The sequence below is a fragment of the Bacteroides sp. AF20-13LB genome, from assembly GCF_003603065.1.
In the GTDB taxonomy this organism is placed as follows: domain Bacteria; phylum Bacteroidota; class Bacteroidia; order Bacteroidales; family Bacteroidaceae; genus Bacteroides; species Bacteroides uniformis.
This window is the reverse complement of sequence record NZ_QTMH01000010.1, coordinates 125,319-148,964: the sequence shown is the minus strand read 5'-3', so window position 1 is coordinate 148,964 and position 23,646 is coordinate 125,319. Positions and strand designations below refer to the sequence as shown.

Sequence of the window (23,646 nt, the reverse complement as noted above, 5' to 3'; positions counted from 1 at the left end):
TTGTTTATTTCTGATTTGATTATTTACAATTTGCAGTCTGCGTGTGCGGTCATTTGACCATTGCTTTCAGAATTTCGCCTACATACGTGCGTGGCATACCTTCCATCGTTGCCGGTGAAGGCAGTTTCTTACATTCCAGAATGACCGTAGGCTCTGTCTGTCCCGTAGGATAGAAACGGATGGTATAGCTTTCTGCTTTTTCCATTTGTTCATACGGCTGGTCGGGCGACAGTATGCTGAATACAACTGGTTTGCCGTTGACTTTGCCCAAAGAACCTCCGGAGTTTGCTGTCATCATGGTCATGTTGAAAGGCTCTTGGCCGATGACGATAACCAATTTGCCTGCTCCGGTCTGGATGGCATCGGCTGACAATTGCTCGGGGGCTATGGTCTTGTATTCTTGCTGCTGGCTCTTTTGGGCAGGAACCAGTGCGGCAGGTTTCTTGACTTGGGGCACTTCGATGACTTGGGCATCTTTCACGATGCCTTCGGATGCCTTTTCAGCAGCCTGGGCAGGTTCCACGGTAACTTGTTTCTTCGGGGTGATTACCGTCGGACCGGAATTGACGACAGCTTTCACCTCTTTCTTTTCTTCCTTCTTTTCTTCTACCGGAGCTTTGGCAGTGGTGGCGCTCAATGCTTCTGCTGCTCCCAGGCAAAGGTCATCAACGAAGTCTACGGTTTTTCTGCGCCACTTGGCAAGTCCGCGTACCAGTTTGGTCTTCGCCTTGTTCAAGGCATACTTGTCTACAATCCACTCTTCGGCGGTATATTTTTCTTTTCCTTCGCGGTAGTTAAACCGTATCTTCTCTACTTCGAGCACGCTCTTTTCGGGTTGGCAGGTCACAGTCAGCTGGTAAAGGATTTTGGTACGGTCTAATGACAGAGCCGTAGAACTGAATACAATCCATTCATCCCCGATACCTACAATTTGTCCTTTCTCTTTGTCTGAGAATACTACACGGCTGGTATTTTCATTCTCTTTCAGACGGGCATCCATCCAGCCGAGCAGACGTTCGTAGATTTCATCCTGAGACATGCCGGGGATGCTGAATTCTTTGGTGAATACCACTTTGCCGTCCACCTCGGGAACAGCACCGGCCAGATATTTACTGTCGTCCCTATCCTGCGCCTGCAGCATGGCCGGCAGACAAAGGCAAAATAGTGTAAAAAGAAGTTGTGTCAAATTTTTCATAATAGTATGTGTTTTAATTATTAATTTACGAATTATGGGCTACAAGTTGGGGAGTTCGAAACTTTCACCACGGTGTGCAATGCTCAGAAAGCGGCATCCCTTGCTCTCGGCAAACTGCCGGAAGGCGTTGCCTCCCTGATAATCTTCGCTGAAGTGCATCGGTACAAATATAGTGATTTTTATTCGTTCCACGAATTGTTCTGCTCCACGCATATAATCTTTTCCGATACGGCTGTCCACCGGAAACATGGCTACATCTACGGCAGGTGCAGTTTGCTGCAGCTCTCTCACTTCGGCCAGAAAGTCACCTTCGGCCTTGCGTATTTCCTGCGGAGTAGATTCCTCGCTCCAGTGCCAGTTGTTCAGGTCACCGGCATGGAACAGCCGTCTGCCCTGCAGGTTTATCAGGAAGGAGATACCCACATCGGTAGAACCGAAGGCCTGGATACGGATATGTTCGTCTTCGTAGGTGTCGCCCTTATTGATGTAGGTGGCATCTTCCGCTGAGGCGCGGCGGTGCTTCAGGATGTCTTTGGAGAATATGTAGCGGATGTCGGGCCGCAGTTTTTTCCATGAAAGAACTTCGCGATTGAAGTGGTCGGGATGGAAATGCGAGCATAGTACGTAGAGTACGCCCGGCTTTTCCAAGAGATAGTCGTGCACGATACCTTTATTGAAAACCTCTTCCGAGGAATCTTTATAGTAATCGATAATGACCGTCACTCCGTCCGCTTCAATCGCGAAGCCGCTATGGTAGATGTAATCAAGTTTCATTTACGGATTGAATTATAGCGCAATATTACAAAAAACGCTACACAAACTTCCGGTTTAAGCTGTTATTTTATGCAAAAGCACGCTACATCGGTACTTCTATGAAGAGAATGTGAGAGTCTTTCAATGTTTCCAGCTCAAAACTGCCGGTTTCGTATACTCCCATTCCGTCACGACGTGAGAGTATTGTGCCGTCCACTTTGACTTCACCTTCCATTACGAAGATGTATGCACCGGAATGCGATTGGTGCATGTGGTAGTCAATCTTCTTTCCGGCTTCTATTTCACCGATAGAAAACCAGGTCTGTTGTAGCAGTCTGGCAGGAGCATCGCCGTCAGGGGATACTATTAGTGCCATTTCATTTTTGCGCAGGAGTGGACGTACGTCGAAGTCCTGGTATGCGGGTGGTGTGTTCAGCTTTTCGGGCATCACCCAGATTTGCAGGAATTCTACCGCTTCAGTGTCACTGCCGTTCATTTCGCTGTGGTAGATGCCGGTGCCGGCGCTCATGGTTTGTATATCTCCCGGAATGATGATGCGGCTGTTCTGATGATTGTCCCCATGTTTCAGTTTCCCTTTCAGGGGAATGGAGATGATTTCCATATTTTTATGAGGATGTGTGCCGAAGCCCTTTCCCGGAGCCACACGGTCGTCGTTCAGTACACGCAAGGCGCCGAAATTCATCCGGCGGGGATTGTAATACTCGTCGAAACTGAAGGTGTGGTGGCTGTCAAGCCAATCATATAGGGAATGACCTCTGCTGTCTGATTTGTCTATAACTTTTTTCATAATTTATTCCTTTTCTTAAAATGGTTTATGTACTAGTAACGCTTTGGAAAGCTATAAAGTTTAAAAACCGATGTCTAAGAATTTATAAATGAGTGGGGACTATGCCTTGACCTCGTTCTCCAGTGGCTTATGGTTCATAAAATCTTTGATGTTCTGCAAGGTTGTCGAAGCAATGTTTGCCAGTGCCTCGCGTGTGAAAAAGGCCTGGTGCGAAGTGACGATGACATTATTGAAGGACAGTAGCCGCGCCAGGGTATCGTCATCAATGATTTTGTCCGATTGGTCTTCATAGAAGTATTCGCTTTCCTCTTCGTACACATCCAGGCCGGCAGAGCCGATTTTCTTGTTTTTTAGTCCTTCAATCAGGGCGTTGGTATGGATGAGTTGTCCACGTCCGGTATTGATAATCATTACTCCGTCCTTCATTTTACTGATGGAATAGTCGTTGATGAGATATTTGGTCTGTTCAGTCAGCGGGCAGTGCAGGGAGATGATATCCGAATTGTGATATAGCTCATCCAGGCTGGTATATACCACTTGATGTTCACGGGCGAAATTATAGTCGGGATAGAGGTCGTAGGCAAGAATATTCATGCCGAATCCACGCAGGATACATATCAGTTTCTTGGCTATTTTTCCCGTGCCGATGATGCCTGCAGTTTTTCCGTACATGTCGAAGCCCAGAAGTCCGTGCAGCGAGAAGTTTCCGTCTCGTGTCCGCCAGGTGGCACGTGGAATTTTACGGTTGAGGGATAACATCAGGGCAACGGTATATTCTGCTACGGCATAAGGGGAGTAAGCAGGGACACGCACTACGGTAATGCCACAGTCGGCAGCTGCCTTTAAATCTACATTGTTGTAGCCGGCGCAGCGCAACGCCAATAATTTCACGCCGTTGTCTGCCATCAGACGGATAACTTCGGTATCGGCCGTGTCGTTCACGAAAATACAGACTGCATCTACTCCTTGGGTTAAAATAACGTTGTGCTTGTTAAGATGCCCTTTATAGTAGCGGAGCTCAAAACCATATTCCTTGTTTTTTTCGTTGAAAGACGCTTCATCATAAGGTTTGCTGCCAAAAAATGCGATAGTGTATGCCATGAGATTTGTTGTTTTTTAAATGTTACATAATTATAGGGAGATAACAAGTGGAAAGTTGATATGGTTCAGTGGCCGGAAGGATTCATAAAATGATAATTATTTCCATTTGTTTCATCAGAAACTATTTGGTATTTCAATGAAAGTATTATATTAGGATAACTTTATGCACAAAACTATTTTTTATGTGCAATATTATTGTACCTTTGCGCCCGAAAACAATTAAAAAAGATTTAGATGAGAAAATTTTCGTTGATTGGCATTGCGATGTTAATCGTTTCAATTCCAACTTTTGCGGGTGGTATCCTAACAAATACAAATCAGCATGTATCTTTTCTTAGAATGTTAGCGCGTGGTGCTTCCATTGATATTGACGGTGTCTATTCTAATCCGGCCGGTTTGGCCTTTTTGCCGGAAGATGGTCTCTATTTGTCTTTGAATGGACAAAGTGCTTATCAGACCCGTAACATAAAAGCGACATTTCCCTTGTTTATTGAAGATGGGAATACACGTTATTATAAAGGAAAAGCTTCTGCTCCTTTCATTCCTAGTTTTCAAGGTGCATATAAAAAAGGAGACTGGACTATTTCCGGTAGCTTTGCTGTTGTAGGTGGTGGCGGTAAGGCATCGTTTGATGATGGTTTGGGTATGTTCGATTCAATGGTGATGGGACAAGTCCATACTATTTCGGGTGGTCAAATCACTCCCAATATGTATTCTATCAATAGTGCAATGGATGGAAGCCAGTTTGTTTATGGTGTGCAATTGGGGTTGTCGTATCAAGTTAATGATTGGTTAGGTGTGTTTGCCGGTGGACGTATGAATTATTTTACCGGTGGGTATGAAGGATTTCTGACTGCAACAGCACACAGTAATATTCCTACTTATGGTGGCATGGAATTGGTTGGTATCGATTTAGACTGCGACCAGACCGGCTGGGGATTGACCCCTATCTTGGGAGCTGATGTGAAGTTGGGCAAATGGAATATTGGGTTGAAGTACGAGTTTATGACAAGTCTTAATCTCGAAAATAAAACCAAAAAAGCTGAAGTGCGTGCAATGGGAACTGCTATGGGAGATGAAGGGAATCCTTTGGCTGACTATAAGGATGGTGTGAATACTCCGAGTGATATCCCTGCATTATTGACTGCAGCTGTTGGTTATGAATTCCTTCCTACGCTTCGTGCAACGCTGGAATATCACCATTTTTTTGATAAAGCGGCAGGGATGGCCAATGATAAGCAGAAAGCGTTGAAGCATGGCACACATGAAATTTTGATTGGTGCAGAATGGGATATAGCTAAACAGCTGACCATCAGTGGTGGTTATCAGCGTACAGATTATGGCTTGGCTGATGATTTTCAGAGTGATATAAGTTTTTCATGTGACTCTTATTCACTGGGGTTTGGTGCTGCCATCAAAATGACAAAGCATTTGACTATGAATATAGCCTATTTTTGGACAAACTATGATGATTATACAAAGAAGATAAGTGAAACCACCAAGAATGTTTATAGCCGTACTAATAAAGTGTTTGGTCTTGGTGTTGACTATAAGTTCTGATTTCACAATCCTACCTTTATATATTAAGAAGCCGTCTCAAATATCGATTTGAGGCGGCTTCTTTCTTATTTTATATTGGATTAGAAAGAATACTGTACAAGCAGGTTCATACGGTTGGCATGGTTGGTGGAATTGTCGAAGTTGGTGCGCCAGCCACGCAGATATTCAGCGCCTACCTGCATGTTCGGGGTTACGTTCCAGAATACGTTGGCTACGAAATACTGTCCGTAGCGGTAGGTACTTGGCAGGTCGTTGGGATAACCGTCTTCAGAGTAAAGGCGGGACATGCTGTAAGTGCTTGAAAGGAATACCTTTGGAGAAATGTTATATTGTAGACCTGCATACCAGCCCAGCATGGGCAATGCCTGCATTTTGCCTTCCTTTTCGGGATTGGGGACAATATCGACGTTCAGATTACTGATGTCATTCAGGTATTGCCCGATACCTTTACCATAGTTGATTTGTCCGAATGCCTGCCATTTTTTACCGAGGTTAAAGGTCGTTGAGGCTTGTACACCGTATCCGGTGACGCTGGAAGCCTTGTCCCTTTCCGTGCTGGTATATGTCATGCTGCGGATGATACCTCCTACACGCAGATGACTGCTGCTGTTCCAACTGTATTGTGCCGAAGCTGTGAAGTCCGGCATGCGTTGCTGGGCAATTTCGAATTGGCTGCTTGTTGTGCCGTCAACGGCAGGCGCCTCGATGGAAGCTTGGAAACGAAAGTCTTTCAGCCCTTTATAAGTATATGACAATTGTGTAGCGCGGTAGAACGTGGCACCGTTGGGCCCCTGGAAGTCAATGGTGGAGGGGAGGGCGCCTAAGTCCATGAAACCGCCGTAAGTATATCCCACCGTTATATTTCGGAATGACATATAAGCATTCCGTAGCTGGAATGTTTTGTCTCCTCCTCGGAAATTTCCGGCTGTATAGACTGTGAAGTCACCCAATAGCCGGGTGTGTCCGACTAATTTCAGAAAGATAGTGGCCGTACTGGCATCCATTTGAAATTGATTTTTGATTTTACTACTGCTTGGAATGTTGGCAGGAACAAAGTCAATATCATCCACAATACCTCCAAAATCATACTCGCCGATGGCACGGACATACCCTCCGATACCCAGGGCGAATTTGCCTTGTTTGTCCATCAATAAGAAGCGGGGAGCTTTCGGGTCATGGATGTAAGGCAATTGTGACTCATTCATGATGCGGATAATCTCGTCGCCCGCTTTGTCGATAGTAACTATGACAATGCCGTTGGGGGCTTCGTCATCGATAATCTCTTTTTTTTGTGCATGGATAGTGGACAAGGGAAGTCCGGCTACGCACAACAGAAACATTGCTTTTAAGATTGTTTTCATTTAAGTTAGGTTTTGATGAATGTGCTTTCAACAACTTAAATGAAAAAAGGTTTTGTAGTCTTGGAGGAGGAAAGGAGGTTATTCCGTCAGTATTCTTGCCTTGAATGAAGATCGTATGCAAAATTACCCTTACCCTAATTTCCGGAATAACCTCCTGAGAATGTGTGTTAAGTTACTTATTTTTTCATGACGGCATTCCACAGCGCTTTGCGTAGAGTTCCCATGGTGTCATCGCCTTCATAATCCCAGAACATCATGCCTTTCATGCCATTTTTTAATATCCATTCACCTTTTGCGGCAATACTGCGGGGATTGTCGTAACCACAGTAGAAACTGCCGTTTTTGGTGACATAGGGGACATTGCCTTCTGTATCCCAATTTTCGATGACATAGCCGTCATCCTTACTCAGGTTGAGAATATCCCGATAATTGATGCTGCCGCCGGCATTGAAATCGGCTCTTCCGTAGAACGGAATTCCCAACACTAATTTGTCGGCAGATACCCCTGCATTCAGGTATTCGTCTACGGAACGCTGGCAGTCCCAGTAATTACTTGGCTTGTTCAATGCTGATTGATGCTGGGGGGCATCAACCAGATCATAGGCCATGATATTGACGAAATCTACATACGGGTCTACGGCCTTTACATCAATATATTTATAGCCTTCGCCTTGGGGACGCTTGTCCATGCAATAACCTGCATAGGTCAATAGGGTGGACTGCCCCAACGCTGCACGCAGGTCTTTCATCAATAGGGTGAAGTTTTCCACATCTACCAACTCGTCATAGGCATTGCTGCCGAAGGTCATACCGGGAAATTCCCAGTCAATGTCAATACCGTCTATGCCCTCACTCGAAACAAAGGCTTTGCAGTCTTGTGCGAATTGCTTGCGCATTTCCGGACTCTTCGCCAGGGCGGAGAAACCTCCGTCCTGGGAATTGTCAGTATTGGAAACGCTATTGGTAAAAGAGAGTAATATCTTCACATGTGGATACTGGCTCTTTATTTTCTTTACCTTATCAAAACGGGATTTATCACCTTGCAGGCCAAACTTTTCATAAATTCCGTTTTTAACATATAATTCTGCAAAAGCGTAGTTTATGTGGGTCAGGTATTTGGCATCGGGTATGGATGTGCCATAATAAGTGACGTAGCCCAATGCAACCCGGCCTGCAACCTGCTCGGCCATTTCGGTCTCGTTGTCTTCATTTCCCGGAGCTGGCAGTCCGGGCATGTAGTCGTCATTGTGACATGCGGCTACTAGAAAGACAGTAGCTATTATAAATAGCAGTTTCCTTTTCATAGAGAGTGCATATTATTCAGAATCGGTTTCTGCTTCAGTCTTGAAATAAGCATACCAGCCGCTGTCGTCCCAATCCACACCACCGCTATACTTGCCGGGATGATAGATTGTGATATAGTTCTCATCCAGTGTCAGCAGCCAAAATTTGTTGCTGCCTACGCTTTGTCCGTTGTCGTCATAATTTCCTCCGATGGTGGGGATACTTGTTATCAGTTCACCCAGTACTCCGTCTTCCGGTTTTTCGTGTGTGAAGGAGAAAGTACCTTCTGCCTTCAGGTTTCCGCTGGCATCATAGGTTTTCATCTTGTTTCCGTCGAATTCGAATACCATGGACTGGTCTCCCGCTTCGGCGGCAGTGACATTGGCCCACCAGGCAAAATTTGATTCGGGAGTATAGCCTGCACTGGTATATTTCCAGCCTCCATGAGCCCCCATATTGCAGACGGAACCCCAGCTGACTTCACGGAATTTCCAGGTCTTCTTGGCAGATTTGTCACTCTTGTCGGTTGCACCGGTGAAGTAAGTGGACCAATCGTCGAATACATTGGTCACAGTCACTACAACCGGATCTGTCTTGATAATCTGATTGGCGGAAATGCCCATATAGTAGATGGAATAGTCCGCATTGGACTCCATGATGACCGTAGCGTTGTCCGTGACCAGAGTCTTACTTTGTTTACTTCCTTCGCCCCCCCATTCTATGTGCCATGAACCGCCAATGTCCGGGCGGGAGTTTTTCAGGGCTATATACTGGTCGCCTTCCACTACTCCGTCTTGGTTGGGGAAGGGTTGGGTAATGGATATGGCGGCTTGTAATGCCTCTTTGGTTATGGGTGTACCGGCATCAGTCACATATTTGTCTCGCAAGTCTTCGTCTTCGATAGGATCGCATGCAGTAACGATGAAGGCTGAAGCAAGCATTGCTATCAATATTTTTGTTACTTTCATATTGTCTTTATTTATAGGTTAATACTCTTACATATTGTTCCAATCCGAGAACTGGGCAGATGCATCCCAGCCTGGATTCTGCTCAAGGACTCCATTGGAGATGTCGATTTCGTCTTGCGGAATGGGCCAGTAGCCTTGGGTTGCTTGTAGGCGTTTCTTATAGTCGAATTTTACCATCGGTACCACCGTAGCGGCATTTATTATATTGAACCCGGTCTGTTTGTTGAGTATGTCACCGGCTTCCTCAAGCGAAGGACCCGACCAGCGAAGGATATCCCACCAGCGGATGGACTCGAATGCAAGTTCCCAGCGGCGTTCCTGCTTGATGGCTTCCAGGGAGTAGGCCACCGGAGCCAAGTGGGAGCGGGCACGTACCTTGTTCAGACCCGTAGCGTCTTGTTTCAGCTCGGACTGCATGAGCAGAACGTCGGCAAAACGGATATGAATCAAGTCGGCAATTTGGAGTAGCTGTTGGGATGTCTGCGAAGATATTCCGGGGAACATCTGCTTGCCGAAAGGTTCGATTTTGCCTTCATTGTAGGAATTGATATTGATGTATTTTTTCTGGAAATAGCCGGTTTGTTCATAGTAACGATAGGATACGGTATATTCCGGTTCACCCTCGTCCATGGTGCAGTCCATCAGTACATTGCCGGCAACATTCGGATCAAGTGCTTTGTACGACCATATGGAACCGGTCAGACGGGGATCCTCCTTGTAACCGTCCGTATAGGTCTGCTTGGCGGCCCAGTCTTTCCATTCGTTGACCATAGCCGGAGATACAGGGCCAGCTCCCCAACCGGTGCCGAAGGGATAACTGTCTTTGTTGGAATAGTTGTCGGCAGACGGTGAATAGAATTGCGCGCATGTGTTGGAGAACCAGGTATAGGTCCAGTCGGATTTCAGGTTATGCTTGTTGGCGAATAAAGTTTCGTCGGAACTGTTTCCTTCCCATTTCAGGTTATGGTTGATAACGTATTGGTAACGGAACCCTTCGGTATTGTCTTCGGTAGCATCGTTGGTGTAGGCCCAGATGTTGCGTTGGTCGGACACCAGTTTATGACCGGAGTTGTTTACACAGTCATCTATCCAAGAGATGACTTCCTCTTTGGTAGTTCCGTTGGGGAGCTCGTTTTTTTCGTAGCGTCCGGTATAGAAAAGGAATACACGTGCCATCATGGCTTCGGCAGCATATTTTGTAGCGTGTCCGGTCATGTCTGAGCCTTTCGGATAAATCTTTGCCGGCATCATTTCAATGGCGTTTTTCAAGTCGGCTGCAATCTGGGCGTAGATTTCGTCTACGGATGCACGCGGCAGGTTGGTACTTTCCAGTGTGGTGCGTAAAGGAACTCCGCCAAAAACTTGTGCCAGCTCATAATAAGCCATGGCACGCAGGAAGTAGGACTCACCGAAAAGTCGGTTACGTTCGCTCTCGCTGGACCATGATTTCACATTCTCCATTGTGTTGATGGCATTGTTGGCACGGTTGATAAGGGTGTAGCAACGGTCCCAGATGCCGGCAAATGTATTCAGATTGCCACTGTACATAAGGAAGTTGGTGGCACAGTTGTTGGAGTAGGAGAGGTTGCCTCCCAGACAGTCGTCACCTGCCAACTGGGCAATGTAATACTGGGAAGAGGTTTCAGGACTTTCAAACAACAGATGGGCGTATATGGCCGTCACCATCTCTTGGGCATCCTTTTCTGTCTCCGGGAAGTTGGCGGTTGTCTTTTCGGTCAGAAGTTCCGAATCGAGGAAGTTTTCGCATCCTGAAAGAAGAATCAGTATTGCTGATGCTATGAATAATATCTTTTTCATAATTTCTTCGGTTAATTAGAATTTTACATTTAAGCCTATCATATAGGTACGTGCACTGGGGTAGTAGCCCAGGTCGATGCCTGATGCCCAACCATAATCGTCGCCGCCGTAACCGATTTCCGGGTCCATACCGGAATAGCCGGTGAAGGTAAAGAGGTTCTGTGCGGTCAGATACAGACGCAGCTGTTGTACCGGTAACTTTTTGAATGCTTTCTTGAAGTCGAACCCCACAGTGATGTTCTTTATCTTGAGATAGTCTCCATCTTCGATATAAATGTCTGATACTCTGTTCCAGTTGGAGCTGGAAGCGCTGGACAGTCTCGGGAACTTGTCGGACGTACCTTCGCCGTGCCAGCGTTGGAATATCTCTGCTGTATAGTTATTCAAGGGTGAGGAGGAGAAGTCACGATAACACTTCAGAATCTGCTGGCCGAATGCGCCGTAAGTAGTGATTGAGAAGTCAATGGCCTTCCAGCTGGCATTCAGGGAAAGTCCCATTGTCAGGTCGGGATTCGGGTTACCTATCATAGTACGGTCATTGGCATCGAGCGTACCGCTATTGTCGGTGTCTGCCCAGATTACGTCACCCGGCTGTGTCTTGTCGCCGTTCAGTTTCGGACCTTTGTAGTTGTCTATCTGTTCCTGGTTCTGGAATATGCCGTTACTCTTGTAGCCGTAGAAGTAGCCGATGGGTTTGCCTACTTCAGCACGGAAGCACTCTTCGGCTCCTTCCCACAGAACGCTGCCGCTACCGTGGATGATTCCGTCTTTGTTGGCAATCTTGGTCACTTCATTCTTGTTGTGAGCAAGGGTCAGGTTGGCTCCATATTGGAAATCCTTTCCGATGTTGTCGTTCCAGTGGAGTCCTACTTCAATACCCGTGTTTTTTACATTACCGCCATTGACGGACACTGCATTGGCACCGAAGGAAGAGAGTACCGGAGCCGTAACCAGCCAGTCTCTGGTATTTTTGTTATACCAGTCGAATTCAAAGCCCAGGCGGTTGTTCAAGAAGCGTGCATCGATACCGAAATTCAATTGCTCCTGTGTTTCCCAGGTAAGGTCCGGGTTGGTCAGTCGGTAGGCGTATGAACCGGTACTGATGAGGTCCATGGAGTCGCCGAACGTATAACCGCCATATCCGTTGTTGGAAGTTATCAGTGAAAGATATTGGAAAGTAGATACATTACAGTTACCGTTTTGCCCCCAGGAAGCGCGTAGCTTTAAGAAGTCCAGCCATTTGATTCCTGACATGAAGGACTCGTTGCTGATAACCCATCCGGCGGATACTGAAGGGAAGTAGCCCCAGCGGTGTCCGCGGGCAAAAGTGGAGGAACCGTCCGCACGCATGATGACAGAAGCCATGTATTTCTCTTGATAGTTGTAGTTGATACGTCCGAAGAAGGAGGCGATGGAACCTTCCCCGTTAGGCTTGCCAGTCAAGGAGGACACACTGTTGGCGGTCAATGGAACATTGGACAAATAAGCGTGCTTGAAGTCATAGAAGTTTGAGCCTATGGCTGAACCGCTCATTTCTTCTCCCATACCCCATTTTTCAATACTCTGACCTACCAGGACGTCGATGTTATGGTCATCGATATTGAAGATGTAGTTGGCTGTATTGTCCCATGACCAACGGTTATACATAGACATGGATTGGGTAACCTTGTCTTCTGCGTTGTTGAGTGACGCACTCAGATAATCGAATCTCGGCAAATAGGAACGATAACTGGAGGCTCCCATGATGTAACCGAACTGGCTCTTGATACGCAGGTTCTTGATGGGTTGCAGTTCTGCATAGAAGCTGCTCTGCATGTAATGGGACTTGCTTAGGTTCTGGTTCATATAGTAGTCCAGATAAGCTATCGGGTTTTTATTGGCTCCGTTGGAGATATCCCATTTGTAGTTGTCCTTTTCCTGGTCTGCGTAGAGGTAGTAGTCTCCGTCTGAATTGTAAGGGTGCATCAACGGGCTCATGATGAGCATATTGTGCACTCCGTTCCAATAAATGCCGCCGGTTCCGAATGAACCTTGCGTTTGCGAATATTTGTAGTTGATGGTTTCGCCTACTTTCAGGAAGTCAAGATTGCCTTTTTTCATGACTACGTGGTCCGAGTTGACGCGGAAGTTGTAGCGGTTCATTTCTGGAAATTCGCCGGGAACTCCCATGGTGGCTTCTTGGTTGGTGTATGAAATACCTATGGCATATCTGGAACGGTCTGTTCCTCCGGTGATGTTGACTGCGTGGTTCTGTACCAATGCATCTTCATTCAGCACTTCCTTCAGCCAGTTTGTCCCTTTCCATGTTCCGTTCTGTATGGCCTGCAAATCCCTTTCCGGAATATAGGTCGCCCAGTTGTACGGACTCAATCCGTCCATTACACGGCCTTCATCCTGCATCATCATGTACTCTTGGGCATTGAGGATAGTAGGGATTTTGTAGAGGTTCTGCACACCGACATAGCCATCGTAACTGACTTCGGCAACGCCGGTTTTACCTCGTTTGGTGGTAATCAGGATAACGCCGTTGGCAGCACGCGCACCATAGATGGCGGCGGAAGCGGCATCCTTCAAGACGTCCAAAGATTCAATGTCACTCGGGTTCAGCCCGTCGATGCTACCGTTGGCAACTCCATCTACCACATAAAGCGGGGAGAAGGTTCCGGTAGTACCGATACCGCGGATATTCACCTTAAAGCCCGAACCCAGGAAGCCGTTGTTTTGCGTGATGTTGACACCCGGTGACTGGCTCTGCAAAGCGCCCAGGGCATCCACAGTGTTCAGCTTGGCTATGTCTTCTCCTTTCACTTGTACAGTGGCGCCGGTGACAAGTTTCTTTTTCTGTACACCGTAACCGACAACAACTACTTCATCCAGTAGTTCGGAATCTTCTGTAAGGGTGATTTTCATGTTGGCATCTGCTTTGGCTTCCTGCGTCTTATAACCGATGTAGGAAATGACCAGGGTGGCACCTCTTTTTACGTTTAGCGAGAATTTACCGTATAAGTCGGTGGTAACTCCATTGGTAGTACCTTTTTCCAAGATACTTGCTCCGATGATAGGCTCTCCATTCTGGTCGACAACAATACCGCGGGCTGTTTGTGCCTGCATCTGTTCTGTCACTCCGAATGAATTTTCCGAGTAGGTCTCTATTGCCATGATTTTGCTGCTTCCTATAAATAGGGAGGCGATGGCAATTGCTGTGAGGATTTTGTTGTTCGATGTTCCTCGTTTACGATTTTCATTCATAATAGATGTTTTTTGTTTAAGCTAATGGATCTCAAAATAAATAGGTTGAATAGAAGATGACACTAATAGTGTCTTGGGGCTTTCGGGTAAATCATAGGCATTCATTGTTTTTCTAAGGTTACTATATATAATATGGTATATTCTTGGTTAATATCAATGTGCTTTCCAGAGCTTCCGGATTGTTGTTATCAAATATAATCCTAATTTTCATTATTTAAAATATAGAATCGTATGTATTAAAATATGTTGTCCATTATTTTATTTGCTTAAGAAATTTGCGTGAATGAAATCTTGTTTGAGAGCAAACTTGGTTGCATGTTTTTGATTTTGTGCTAAAATCAGTTAATATATTGATTTTTATGCTATTGGTTTATGTTTTTTAAAACTATTGTAAATAATATTCTTGGTTTGGGAAATCTTATTTAAGTCTCGTTAACTAAATATGCACTGTCTGTAATTACTTCGAATAAAAAAAAGGAGCTTTGTCTTGCTTGAGTTTTAGTTAAAATATATGTTGTTTGTTCATTTGCAAAACTTGTTGTACCTTTGCAACCGGATTTAAAATGTATGATGCCGTGAATAGCGGTCGTGTATTCTAGAACACCACGTAAAAAACAGGAGTATGAAACAAAAAGTATCTGTACCTTTTATGTTGCTGGGCATTCTGTTCAATGTATGCCTGATTGCAGCCAATCTTCTTGAGACTAAAGTTATCCAGGTTTTTGGTATTACCGTAACAGCCGGATTGCTGGTCTTCCCGATTTCTTATATTATCAACGATTGCATTGCCGAGGTTTGGGGCTTTCGTAAAGCCCGCCTGATTATCTGGAGCGGTTTTGCCATGAACTTTTTTGTGGTAATGCTGGGACTGATAGCCGTGGCGTTGCCTGCCGCCCCTTTCTGGGATGGTGCCGCGCATTTCAATTTTGTTTTTGGAATGGCGCCCCGTATTGTCATAGCCAGTCTGACGGCATTCTTGGTGGGCTCTTTTCTGAATGCCTACGTAATGAGCCGCATGAAACTGGCAAGCAACGGGCGTAATTTCTCCGCACGTGCCATTTGGTCGACGGTGGTTGGTGAGACGGCAGACTCGTTGATTTTCTTTCCGGTGGCGTTCGGAGGAATCATTGCATGGCGGGAGTTGCTGGTGATGATGTGTATCCAGATTCTGCTGAAGTCCATGTACGAGGTATTGATACTGCCTGTGACTATCCGTGTGGTAAAAGCTATTAAGCGGATAGACGGTAGTGATGTCTATGATGAAGGCATCTCCTATAAAGTATGGAAAATAGGCGATATTTAAAGCCCCTTACCCGTAGTGAGGGGAAATCAGTTATTATGTCAAACAAATAATTAGCAATGCCCTCTCTGTTTCCCTCCCTACGGGGGAGGGCAAGGGGAGAGGCTTTTAACAAGATGAATAGGGACACTGCTTTGGTGGTATTCAGTGGCGGGCAGGACTCGACCACTTGCCTCTTTTGGGCAAAACGTGAATTTAAGAAAGTGTATGCGCTGAGTTTTCTGTATGGACAGAAACATCAGAAGGAAGTGGACTTGGCGAGGGCCATTGCCCGTAAGGCAGGTGTGGAGTTCGAAGTAATGGATGTTTCCTTTATCGGCCGGCTGGGACATAACTCATTGACAGATGCCGGCATGGAGATGGACCAGGAGAAGCCGGCAGACAGCTTTCCGAATACTTTTGTGCCGGGACGCAATCTGTTTTTCCTGAGTATAGCCGCCGTCTACGCCCGCGAGCGGGGGATTAATCATATTGTGACGGGGGTGTCGCAGACCGATTTCAGCGGTTATCCCGATTGCCGGGATGCTTTCATCAAGTCGCTTAACGTGACGCTGAACCTGGCTATGGACGAGCAATTCGTACTGCACACACCACTGATGTGGATTGACAAAGCGGAGACCTGGGCGCTGGCAGACGAGCTTGGAGTGCTCGAACTTATACGTCACGAAACGCTGACTTGTTATAACGGTATCCCGGGAGATGGTTGTGGACACTGCCCGGCATGCACGTTGCGCAGAGAAGGATTGGAAAAGTTTTTGGCTTCTACTAAATGAGGCACACTTGTATCACTAAAAATATATGGCTATGACAGAATTGAAAGACCAACTTTCCCTTTTGGGGAGAAAGACAGAATACCGTCAGGACTATGCCCCCGAAGTATTGGAGGCATTTGATAACAAGCATCCCGGCAATGACTACTGGGTGCGTTTCAACTGCCCCGAATTCACCAGCCTCTGTCCCATCACGGGGCAACCGGACTTTGCGGAAATCCGTATTTGCTATATCCCCGATGTCAAGATGGTAGAGAGCAAGAGTTTGAAACTCTACTTGTTCAGCTTCCGCAATCATGGTGCTTTCCACGAGGATTGCGTGAACATCATAATGAAAGACCTCATTCATTTGATGAACCCTAAGTATATTGAGGTGACGGGTATCTTCACCCCGCGCGGAGGCATCTCCATTTATCCGTATGCCAATTACGGACGTCCCGGCACGAAGTTCGAGCAGATGGCAGAGCATCGTTTGATGAACCGTGAATGAGGACTGTTTTTGAAGGCCTCCGTAAATAATAAAGGGAGGCTTTGGGAGCAAATGATTGTTGCGCCGCTATATTTTATATTCTTGCTTACTAAAAACTATTCGTCCGACATATGTTTAATTATCGTCCAACAGCTATCGGACGATAATTAAACATATGTCGGACGATAATGTAACGACTGTCGGACGAATAGTCTTTAGTCAATGAAACATTAACCTGCTACCATCTTGGAAAGAATCTTTCCTATAGAGGATAGTAGGGGATGACTTTTGCAAAGATATAGACGATTCTTTAATAAAAATAGCGCCTTTTCCCAAAGACGCTATTCCCTCTTTATGACTTATTCACTACAAAGGGTTATTTTATTCTTTTGTAGCCATAGACAGCAAGGTTACCCAGTTCTTCTTCGATGCGCAATAGTTGGTTGTACTTCGCCATGCGGTCGGAGCGGCTCAGAGAACCGGTCTTGATTTGTCCGCTGTTGGTGGCAACGGCAATGTCTGCAATGGTGGCGTCCTCGGTTTCGCCGGAACGGTGAGAAGTCACTGTGGTATAACCGTGGCGGTGTGCCATTTCGATAGCATCCAGCGTTTCACTGAGTGAACCGATTTGATTGACTTTGATAAGGATGGAATTGGCGCAGCCCATGGCAATACCTTTTTCAAGGAATTCCACGTTAGTCACGAACAGGTCGTCGCCAACCAGCTGGCAACGGTTGCCGATGCGTTCGGTCAACTTCTTCCAGCCTTCCCAGTCGTTTTCGCTCATGCCATCCTCGATGGAGTCAATCGGGTAGTTATTAATCAAATCTTCCAAGTAAGCTATTTGTTCGTCGGCAGTACGTTTTTTACCATTTTCGCCTTCAAAGATGGAGTAGTCATAGATACCGTTCTTAAAGAACTCGGATGAGGCACAGTCCATACCGATTTTCACATCCTTGCCCGGTTCGTAGCCGGCAGCCTTGATGGCGCTCATGATGGAGTCCAGCGCATCTTCTGTTCCTGCCAGTGCCGGTGCAAAACCGCCTTCGTCACCTACGGCAGTGCTGAGGCCGCGGTCGTGCAACACTTTTTTCAAGGCGTGGAATACTTCGGCTCCCATGCGCAGGCCTTCACGGAAGGAAGAGGCGCCTACCGGCCGAATCATAAATTCTTGGAAAGCGATAGGAGCGTCGCTGTGTGAACCTCCATTGATGATATTCATCATCGGGACCGGCATTACGTAGGTATTTACTCCACCGATATATCTGTATAAAGGTATATCGAGATAATTGGCAGCGGCTTTGGCTACTGCCAGTGAGACACCCAGAATGGCGTTGGCACCCAGCTTGGATTTGGTAGGCGTGCCGTCCAACTCAAGCATCTTGTGGTCGATGGTACGCTGTTCCAGTGACGACCAGCCAATCAGTGCCGGTGCGATTATCTTGTTGACGTTTTCTACTGCTTTTAGTGTACCTTTACCACCGTAGCGTTGCTTGTCGCCATCGCGAAGTTCCAGCGCTTCGTGCTCGCCGGTAGAAGCACCGGAAGGCACTGCTGCGCGTCCCATAACACCACATTCCAGAATAACGTCCACTTCTACTGTGGGATTGCCGCGTGAATCAAGGATTTCACGGGCTACAATCTTTTCAATTTTCATACTTAAACTTTAATAATTTATTGTCCGTTGTCTTGTTTTAATTTGCAGCAAAGGTCGTACAAAAAGGCATATTGGGCAATACCTATAAATAGGGGTTTTTCATTTCCCGGCTCCTCTTTTTTTAGATTTATTATTGATAATACCCATCAATGGTGATTGCGTAATATGATATATACGATAAATCCACTCCATATAATTACCTACAATAAGCGATTGCACAGCTGGCTGTTAATAATGACCTTTGCACCGGTTTACTAACAACATTATAATTATTATAAAATTGAAAGCATATACACTTAAATTCTCGCTGCTGTTTTTCCTTCTGTTGGCTTCTCTGTCTGTACATGCGCAGAGGAGAGGAGGGATGATTTCGGGTAGAATCATTTCTACGGAAAAAGAAACGGTGGATTTTGCGACTGTTTATCTGAAAGGGACGAGTTATGGAGGAACCACGAATCAGGAAGGCCTCTATCACATCAAGGCGCCTGCCGGCGACTATACGCTGGTGGTGTCTGCCGTAGGTTATACAAAGGTGGAGAAAAAGGTGAAACTGGTCAATGATGAGCGGATGAAGCTGAACATAACCATCGCTCCCGAAACGCAACAGCTGGACGAGGTGACTATCGTTTCTACCGGAGTAAGCCGGGTGAAGAGGTCGGCATTCAATGCTGTGGCAGTCGATACAAAGGAACTCCAGAACACCACGAAGAATCTGAGCGATGCCTTGACCAAGGCTCCGGGCATGAAACTCCGTGAGTCGGGTGGGGTAGGTTCGGATATGCAGTTGATGCTGGACGGTTTTAGCGGAAAGCACGTCAAGGTGTTCATTGACGGTGTGCCGCAGGAAGGTGTGGGAAGCTCCTTCAGCCTGAACAATATTCCGGTGAGCTTTGCCGACCGTATAGAGGTATATAAGGGTGTAGTTCCCGTGGGCTTCGGTACGGATGCCATTGGCGGTGTCATCAATATTGTTACCAACAAGAAACGCCGGAACTGGTTCCTGGATGCTTCTTATTCTTACGGCTCGTTCAATACCCACCGCTCATACGTTAACTTCGGACAGACTTTCAAGAACGGTTTCAGCTATGAAATCAATGCCTTTCAAAACTACTCGGACAACGATTATCATGTAGATGCGCCGGTAAAGGATTTTGAGACGGGCAGTTTCAACGAAAGTGAGAAGGTGCGCGTGAAGCGTTTCAATGATACTTACCACAACGAAGCCATTGTGGCCAAAGCGGGTATTGTGGACAAAAGTTGGGCAGACCGGCTGATGTTCGGTTTCACCTATTCGCACATGTACAAGGACATACAGACCGGTGTACGCCAGAAGACAGTCTTCGGAGAAAAGCACCGCTTCGGCCATTCACTAATGCCTTCGATGGAATACAGCAAACGCAACTTGATAATCAAGGGGCTGGATATGGTGTTGACAGCCAACTACAATCGCAATGCCACTACGAATGTGGATACTGCCCGCTATGAATACAACTGGCTTGGTGAGAAACATCCGTTGAACAGTCCCGGCGAACAGTCCCGCCAGTATTCCCGTGCCGATAATGACAATTGGAACGGTACATTGACCTTGAATTACCGCATTGCCAGAGTCCACATGCTGACTTTCAATCATGTGTTGAGTGCATTCCAGCGTGATAATACTTCACTGTTGGCGGTGGAAGAACAGACGGATGCCATTGCCAAGCAGACCCGCAAGAATATCTCCGGTTTGTCATACCGCCTGATGCCTTCCGAAAAGTGGAACTTCTCGGCATTCGGCAAATACTACCGCCAGTATGTGGCAGGACCTATGGCCGAGGATGATACCGGTAGTAATTATGTACGCACCAGCCGTACGGTAGACTCTTGGGGATATGGTGCTGCCGGAACCTACTTCATCCTACCCGGCTTGCAGGCGAAGCTCTCTTATGAAAAAGCTTACCGCCTGCCCACTATCGAAGAGATGTTTGGTGACGAAGACCTGGAGAGTGGAGACATCGGCATCCGTCCCGAGAAAAGTGACAACATCAACTTGAACCTGAGTTATTCCCGGAGTTTTGGAAAACATTCCGTCTACGTGGAAGGCGGTGTGGTATACCGCAATACGAAGGATTATATCCAGCGTAATATCCAGGACTTGAGCGGAGGAAAAGAAGGGGCCACTTATACCAACTACGGCAAGGTGCTGACGAAGGGATACAATGTATCGGCACGCTATGGCTTCGGACGCTGGCTGAGTGTGGGCGGCAACTTCACGCAGATGAATGTGCGTGACAATGAGAAGATGCAAATCGGCAGTACCGGCAACTCTGTGGAAAATCTCGGTTACAAGGCACGCATTCCCAATGTGCCCTATCAGTTTGCTGATTTTGACGTAAACTTCTATTGGCGCGACCTCTGGAAGAAAGGGAATATACTGTCCGTGACTTACGACAACCAGTACATGCACAGCTTCTCCTACTATTCGCAGGCCATCGGTAGCAAGAACAAGGATTTCATGGTACCCGACCAGTTCTCCCATAACCTGACATTGAGCTATAGTCTGAAGAATGGCCGTTACAATATCTCGTTTGAATGCCGCAACTTCACGAACGAGGATTTGTACGACAACTTCAGCCTTCAGAAAGCCGGGCGTGCGTTCTATGGCAAGATACGTGTACATTTTGGTGATTAATAAATATAATGGTTTTAATAGGTGTAATTAATAAGAAGAACAAATGAAGAAGAATTATCTTTTGTCCGGCCTCTTTGCAATGGCAATGACCGGAATGGCTTTAATTTCTTGTACAGACACAGACGAACCGGGTTCCGGCTCCGGTTCCGGTTCAAAGGGTAACTATGTGATAGCTGCCACGGCTACAGTTTCAGGTAGCTCCGTTCCTGTCCTGCTGACAGCCGAGTCACTGGAAAGCGGTGAAATTACTGCTGCCGGCAATGGCCTTGTGAACGATGGGGCTACTTACTGGGTGTTCTACGGAAACAAATATCTGTATGCCTTGAACTATCACCAGGGAAATGCAGGCACTACCCAGTCGTTCATTATGAATACAAACGGTGAACTGGAAAAACGTAGCCAGGAGTATAACGTCAATCGTTTCACTACCTACGGCTATTATGACCAATTTATAATGACGACTTCTACCGGCGACGGCCCTACGGAACTGAATGATGCAAATGGATATACTCCCCAATCTTTTTTGATTTCCTATCTGGATGTCGAGAAACAGACTTATACAAAGAACTCGGTAACAAAGGATACTCCATTTCTTGCCGAAAATTTCCTTGAAAATGGTGAATACGTAACACTGGCCGGTATAGAACAAGTGGGCAGTAAGGTTTATGCAGCAGCCATTCCCATGGGGCTTAGCCAGTATGGTTGCATGCAGAAGAACGAAGACGGTAGCTACAAGTGGGTGCTTTCCGGTAATGAGGATTTAATAAAGACAGAATCCGGCGGGCAGGGTAGCGGTGCCTATGAGAAGGACGAATTGCAATGGACCCAGTATCCTAATGAATGCCATATCGCTATCTTTGGTGATCAGACACTGAATTCTCATAAGGTCATCACTACAGACAAAATCAGTTATGCTGCCGGACGTAACCGTTCACAGTACTACCAGATGAACTGGCTTGCCGACGACGGCTATGTATATGTATTTTCTCCGAGCTATGCCAAGACCATGAGTGATTCGCGTCAGCAGACTACATTGCCTGCTGGAGTTGTACGCATCGATACCAAAGCAGAAGAATTTGATGCCGCTTATTACTATAATCTTGAAGAGAAAGCCAATGGCGCCTCTTTCTTGCGGACTTGGTATATTTCAGGTAATTATTTCCTGCTGCTGATGTATGATAAGGCAATTACGGCATCAGACAAGGTTGCCAACCAACTTGCCGTCTTCAATGCCTCCACTGGAGCTTTGACTTATGTGAACGGCCTTCCAAGCGATGTCTCCGGCTTTGGTAATACCCCGTACATGGAAAATGGCAACGCATATGTGGCAGTCACTACCTCTTCCGGCTATCCTGCCATCTATAAGGTAGACCCTGCCAATGCAACAGCTACCAAAGGTCTGGTTGTCAATGCAACCCAACTGAACGGTGTAGGTAAACTGGAATAAAGCTCCTATGAAGAAAGTTTTTCGTAAGATACATTTATGGCTTTCAGTCCCCTTCGGGCTACTGATTACCCTTATCTGTTTTTCCGGAGCCATGCTGGTATTCGAGACGGAGGTGATGGAGCTCTGCCACCGCGACCTCTACTATGTGGAGAAAGTCGGGCCGGCACCGCTTCCCATGGGCAAGGTGGCCGAAAAAGTGGCCGCTACTCTGCCGGATAGTGTTTCTGTGACGGGTGTCACAGCCTCGTCTGCTCCGGAGCGTGCCTGGCAGGTGAACCTTTCCAAACCTCGTCGTGCTTCCGTCTATGTAGACCAGTATACGGGTGAGATAAAGGGCAAGTATGAGCGTGCGCCGTTTTTCACGACCATGTTCCGCCTGCATCGCTGGTTGCTGGACAGCATGAAGCCCGATGGAGGCATCTTCTGGGGGAAAATGATTGTGGGCACTGCCACGCTGATGTTCGTCTTTGTACTGCTATCGGGCATTGTCATTTGGTGGCCCCGTACAAAGAAAGTTTTGAAGAACAGTCTGAAGATTGTTATCAATAAAGGTTGGCGCCGCTTCTGCTACGACCTGCATGTGGCAGGCGGTATGTACACGCTGATTTTTCTGCTGGCAATGGCGCTTACGGGACTGACATGGTCTTTCTCCTGGTATCGTACCGGTTTCTACAAGGTCTTCGGAGTGGAAACTGCGCAAGGAGGTGGGGGACACGGTGCTCCGGCACAAACTGCTGCCCACGGAGGAGATGGGGGACAAGGTCGGTCTGATGGCAGACCGGGAACTGAGAATCGTGAAAGAAAGCCCTTCTCTCCCTTTGCAAACTGGCAGAAGGTTTACGAAGAACTGAAGGAACTCAATCCTGATTATAGGCAGATAACCGTATCCAAAGGCTCTGCTACGGTATCTTTCAATCGGTTGGGCAACCAGCGTGCTGCCGACCGCTATACGTTCAATCTCCGTAGCGGTGAAATCACCGGGACTACCTTATATAAAGATACCGACATTTCAGGGAAAATCCGAGGCTGGATATTCTCCGTTCATGTAGGCAGTTGGGGAGGACTCGCCACTCGCATATTGAGTTTCCTTGCCGCTTTGACAGGTGCAAGTTTGCCGCTGACGGGCTATTATCTTTGGATTCGCAGATTGGGGCGGAAAGGCAGTAGGAAAGCGAACATGCAATTAAAGAAAGTTGCTTAGAAAAAGCAGGCAGTTTTATAAAAGGATGAAGATG

General features: G+C 46.7%; 17 protein-coding genes. 7 read left to right on the top strand and 10 right to left on the bottom strand.

What is annotated here, in order from left to right; translation table 11 throughout:
* Nucleotides 1–49: 49 nt before the first annotated feature.
* From DWX62_RS13680 to DWX62_RS13665, 4 genes are all read right to left on the bottom strand, one after another.
* Nucleotides 50–1,195, bottom strand: coding sequence for a DUF4468 domain-containing protein (locus tag DWX62_RS13680; protein ID WP_035448863.1), 1,146 nt, complete (start codon nt 1,193–1,195; stop codon nt 50–52).
* Between the two features lie 39 nt (nt 1,196–1,234).
* Entirely contained in the window at nt 1,235–1,969 is a 735-nt protein-coding gene (locus DWX62_RS13675; RefSeq protein WP_061412169.1) for an MBL fold metallo-hydrolase, read from the bottom strand.
* An 82-nt stretch (nt 1,970–2,051) separates the two neighbouring features.
* Entirely contained in the window at nt 2,052–2,756 is a 705-nt protein-coding gene (locus DWX62_RS13670) for a pirin family protein (RefSeq protein ID WP_120129886.1), read from the bottom strand.
* Nucleotides 2,757–2,855: 99 nt separating this feature from the next.
* Entirely contained in the window at nt 2,856–3,857 is a 1,002-nt protein-coding gene (locus DWX62_RS13665) for a 2-hydroxyacid dehydrogenase (RefSeq protein WP_005832453.1), read from the bottom strand.
* A gap of 234 nt (nt 3,858–4,091) precedes the next feature.
* Here DWX62_RS13665 and DWX62_RS13660 point away from each other — a divergent pair, with 234 nt between their 5' ends.
* Nucleotides 4,092–5,417 carry a hypothetical protein gene (locus DWX62_RS13660; protein ID WP_120172952.1) on the top strand — a complete coding sequence of 442 codons (1,326 nt, stop codon included), beginning with the start codon at nt 4,092–4,094 and terminating at the stop codon, nt 5,415–5,417.
* Nucleotides 5,418–5,497: 80 nt separating this feature from the next.
* Here DWX62_RS13660 and DWX62_RS13655 read toward each other — a convergent pair whose 3' ends face one another.
* The 5 genes from DWX62_RS13655 to DWX62_RS13635 all read right to left on the bottom strand — a co-directional run bounded on the left by DWX62_RS13655 (nt 5,498) and on the right by DWX62_RS13635 (nt 14,097).
* Complete coding sequence (locus DWX62_RS13655; protein ID WP_120172951.1) at nt 5,498–6,778, bottom strand: hypothetical protein; 1,281 nt, start codon at nt 6,776–6,778, stop codon at nt 5,498–5,500.
* A 176-nt stretch (nt 6,779–6,954) separates the two neighbouring features.
* Complete coding sequence (locus DWX62_RS13650) at nt 6,955–8,082, bottom strand: glycosyl hydrolase family 18 protein (RefSeq protein WP_016274290.1); 1,128 nt, start codon at nt 8,080–8,082, stop codon at nt 6,955–6,957.
* Between the two features lie 12 nt (nt 8,083–8,094).
* On the bottom strand, nt 8,095–9,030 hold the full coding sequence (locus DWX62_RS13645; RefSeq protein ID WP_016274291.1) for a hypothetical protein: 936 nt from the start codon (nt 9,028–9,030) through the stop codon (nt 8,095–8,097).
* Nucleotides 9,031–9,057: 27 nt separating this feature from the next.
* Nucleotides 9,058–10,848 carry a RagB/SusD family nutrient uptake outer membrane protein gene (locus DWX62_RS13640; RefSeq protein ID WP_005831509.1) on the bottom strand — a complete coding sequence of 597 codons (1,791 nt, stop codon included), beginning with the start codon at nt 10,846–10,848 and terminating at the stop codon, nt 9,058–9,060.
* A 15-nt stretch (nt 10,849–10,863) separates the two neighbouring features.
* Nucleotides 10,864–14,097, bottom strand: a complete 3,234-nt coding sequence (locus tag DWX62_RS13635; RefSeq protein WP_119979733.1) for a TonB-dependent receptor — start codon at nt 14,095–14,097, stop codon at nt 10,864–10,866.
* A 622-nt stretch (nt 14,098–14,719) separates the two neighbouring features.
* Here DWX62_RS13635 and DWX62_RS13630 point away from each other — a divergent pair.
* The 3 genes from DWX62_RS13630 (at nt 14,720) to queF (ending at nt 16,657) form a co-directional block, all read left to right on the top strand.
* On the top strand, nt 14,720–15,400 hold the full coding sequence (locus DWX62_RS13630; protein ID WP_005831504.1) for a queuosine precursor transporter: 681 nt from the start codon (nt 14,720–14,722) through the stop codon (nt 15,398–15,400).
* 113 nt (nt 15,401–15,513) lie between these two features.
* Nucleotides 15,514–16,170: a 7-cyano-7-deazaguanine synthase QueC gene (gene queC, locus DWX62_RS13625; RefSeq protein ID WP_005831503.1), complete on the top strand. Its 657-nt coding sequence runs from the start codon at nt 15,514–15,516 to the stop codon at nt 16,168–16,170.
* A 31-nt stretch (nt 16,171–16,201) separates the two neighbouring features.
* On the top strand, nt 16,202–16,657 hold the full coding sequence (queF, locus tag DWX62_RS13620; RefSeq protein WP_008664917.1) for a preQ(1) synthase: 456 nt from the start codon (nt 16,202–16,204) through the stop codon (nt 16,655–16,657).
* A gap of 355 nt (nt 16,658–17,012) precedes the next feature.
* Here queF and eno read toward each other — a convergent pair whose 3' ends face one another.
* Entirely contained in the window at nt 17,013–18,293 is a 1,281-nt protein-coding gene (gene eno / locus DWX62_RS13615; RefSeq protein WP_005831501.1) for a phosphopyruvate hydratase, read from the bottom strand.
* Between the two features lie 364 nt (nt 18,294–18,657).
* Here eno and DWX62_RS13610 point away from each other — a divergent pair, with 364 nt between their 5' ends.
* From DWX62_RS13610 to DWX62_RS13600, 3 genes are read left to right on the top strand one after another with little or no spacing between them, the layout of a single operon-like run.
* Entirely contained in the window at nt 18,658–20,964 is a 2,307-nt protein-coding gene (locus DWX62_RS13610; RefSeq protein ID WP_227186626.1) for a TonB-dependent receptor, read from the top strand.
* A gap of 43 nt (nt 20,965–21,007) precedes the next feature.
* A complete protein-coding gene (locus DWX62_RS13605; RefSeq protein ID WP_005832438.1) occupies nt 21,008–22,411 on the top strand; it encodes a DUF4374 domain-containing protein in 1,404 nt (467 codons plus the stop codon).
* Nucleotides 22,412–22,418: 7 nt separating this feature from the next.
* The gene (locus DWX62_RS13600) at nt 22,419–23,612 is read left to right on the top strand and encodes a PepSY-associated TM helix domain-containing protein (RefSeq protein ID WP_120172950.1); all 1,194 of its coding nucleotides are present in this window, start codon (nt 22,419–22,421) and stop codon (nt 23,610–23,612) included.
* Nucleotides 23,613–23,646 lie beyond the last annotated feature (34 nt).